This window comes from Streptomyces sp. NPDC004126, assembly GCF_050275515.1.
In the GTDB taxonomy this organism is placed as follows: domain Bacteria; phylum Actinomycetota; class Actinomycetes; order Streptomycetales; family Streptomycetaceae; genus Streptomyces.
Window position 1 is genome coordinate 1 of the sequence record NZ_JBNNPF010000127.1, and the last position, 2,367, is coordinate 2,367.

Below are 2,367 nucleotides of genomic sequence, written 5' to 3' on the forward strand. Positions count from 1 at the left end.
ACGGCCCAGTCCGACTGGGTCTTCAGCGTCGCGGCCAGCGGGTCGTCGGTGACCGAGATGCCCGGCCACGCAGGGTCGATGACCTTCGGGTCCAGTTCCCTACCGGAGAGGGCCTTGAGAGCGGAGTTGGCTGCGTCCTTGGCCCTGCCAGGGTTGGAGGCAATCCAGGCGTTGGTGTTGACGGTGCCACGCAGTACCGCCTCGACAACGTCGGGGTGCTCTTTGAGGAACTTCTGGGAGGCGACGACGTTGGTGACGACGGGTCTCGTGCCGTGCCAGAGTGATGTCTCGTCGAGCAGCACAGAACCGCCGTCTGCGACCAGTTGGGAGGCGGTGGGCTCCAGGACCCAAGCGCCGTCGATCGCGCCCGACTGGAAAGCGTGTGGTACCAGCCTGCTGTCCGTGCGGAGCACGGAAACGTCACCTCTGCCGCTCTCGGAGTTGACCTTCCAACCCTTTGCCGAGACCCAGTTGAGGAACGAGACGTCCTGGGTGTTGCCCTTCTGCGGAGTGGCGATCTTCTTGCCCTTGAGGTCGTTCAGGGTCTTGATCTTGTCCGGGTTCACGACGAGCTCGGCGCCGCTAGCGGCGGAGCCGGAGATGATCCGCAGGTTGGAGCCCTTGGACTTGACGTAGCCGTTGATCGACGGCGAGGGGCCGATGAAGCCGATGTCGAGGGAGCCGCCGTTGAGGGCCTCGATCTCGGAGGGGCCGGCGTTGAAGGTCTGCGGCTTGATCTTGGTGCCGTTCAGTTCCTTCTCGATCAGGCCCTCCTGGAGGCCGACCAGGGCGGTGGCGTGGGTCAGGTTCGGGAAGTAGCCCACGCGGACCTCGGACGCGGAGAGCTTCCGGGCCCCGTCGGCGGCGGCCGGTGCGGCGTCCGGGACCCCGACCGCCCGGGATCCGTAGCCGCAGGAGGCGAGGGCGGCGGCGAGCAGCAGGGCGAGGACCGCGACGGGGCCTCGGCGGTGCGGTGGGGACATCGTCAGAGGGTCCATTCGTGCTCGTGCCCGGTGAAGGCCTCGCCCGCCATTCCGGCGGTCAGGGTGGTTCCGTCCGAGGGGTCGATGAGGAGGAAGGAGCCGGTGCGGCGGGAGTCGGCGTACGCGTCGAGGGCGAGTGCCTCGCCGGTGCGGACGATGACGCGGCCGATGTCGTTGGCCACCAGCCGGCCGGGGTCGAGGTGCTCTGACAGGTCGGCGAGGGTCAGCCGGGAGGGGATCTCCCTGACGATCGCCTTGACCGTGCGGGTGGTGTGCTTGAGCAGGACGCGCTGGCCGACGGTGAGGGGCCGGTCGGCGACGTGGCAGACGGTGGCGACGACGTCCTGCGTGGTGGCCGGGGCGGCCCCGTCGGGGGCGATGAGGTCGCCGCGGGAGACGTCGACGTCGTCCTTGAGGCGGACGGTGACCGACTGCGGGGCCTGGGCGGTGTTTACGGACCGGCCGAGGGCGTCTATGCCCTCGATGACGGAGGTGCGGCCCGAGGGCAGGACGGTGACGGCCTGGCCGACGCGCAGGACGCCGGAGGCGATCTGGCCCGCGTAGCCGCGGTAGTCGGGGTGCTCGGCGCTCTGCGGGCGGATCACGTACTGGACGGGGAAGCGGGCGGGACCGGTGGTCAGCTCGTCGCTGACGGGGACGGTCTCCAGGTGTTCCAGGACCGTGGGGCCGCCGTACCAGTCCATGTGGGCGGACGGCTCGACCACGTTGTCGCCGGCCAGGGCCGAGATGGGGATCGCCGTGATGTCGTGCAGGCCGAGGCCGGCGGCGTAGGCGGTGAACTCGGCGGTGATGGCGGCGAAGACGCCCTCGTCGTAGCCGGCGAGGTCCATCTTGTTGACGGCGAGGACGACGTGGGGGACGCGCAGGAGGGCGGCGACGGCGGCGTGCCGGCGGGTCTGCTCGATGACGCCGTTCCGGGCGTCGACGAGGACCACGGCGAGGTCGGCGGTGGAGGCGCCGGTGACCATGTTCCGGGTGTACTGCACGTGCCCGGGGGTGTCGGCGAGGATGAACCGGCGGCGGGCGGTGGCGAAGTAGCGGTAGGCCACGTCGATCGTGATGCCCTGCTCCCGCTCGGCCCGCAGGCCGTCGGTGAGGAGGGCGAGGTCGGGGGCTTCTTGGCCGCGGTCCTGGGAGACCCGCTCCACGGCCTCCAGCTGGTCGGCGAGGACCGACTTGGAGTCGTGGAGGAGCCGTCCGACCAAGGTGGACTTGCCGTCGTCCACGGACCCGGCGGTCGCGAAGCGCAGCAGCGTCGTCGTGTCGTCCATGGTTAGAAGTACCCTTCGCGCTTGCGGTCTTCCATCGCGGCCTCGGACAGCTTGTCGTCGGCGCGGGTCGCGCCCCGCTCGGTGAGGCGGGA

At 70.3% G+C, this 2,367-nt stretch carries 2 protein-coding genes; both read right to left on the bottom strand.

Going from position 1 to position 2,367, the window contains the following annotated elements; genetic code table 11:
• The coding region (locus tag ACQKM2_RS40795; RefSeq protein WP_427719261.1) for an ABC transporter substrate-binding protein at nucleotides 1–983 on the bottom strand (983 nt) is incomplete at its 3' end.
• Between the two features lie 2 nt (nucleotides 984–985).
• A complete protein-coding gene (locus ACQKM2_RS40800) occupies nucleotides 986–2,275 on the bottom strand; it encodes a sulfate adenylyltransferase subunit 1 (RefSeq protein ID WP_427719263.1) in 1,290 nt (429 codons plus the stop codon).
• Between the last annotated feature and the right edge of the window lie 92 nt (nucleotides 2,276–2,367).

Bases quoted from the DNA above. Each gene is read 5' to 3' on its own strand.
- ACQKM2_RS40800 (WP_427719263.1), bottom strand. From the start codon at position 2,275: ATGGACGACACGACGACGCTGCTGCGCTTCGCGACCGCCGGGTCCGTG.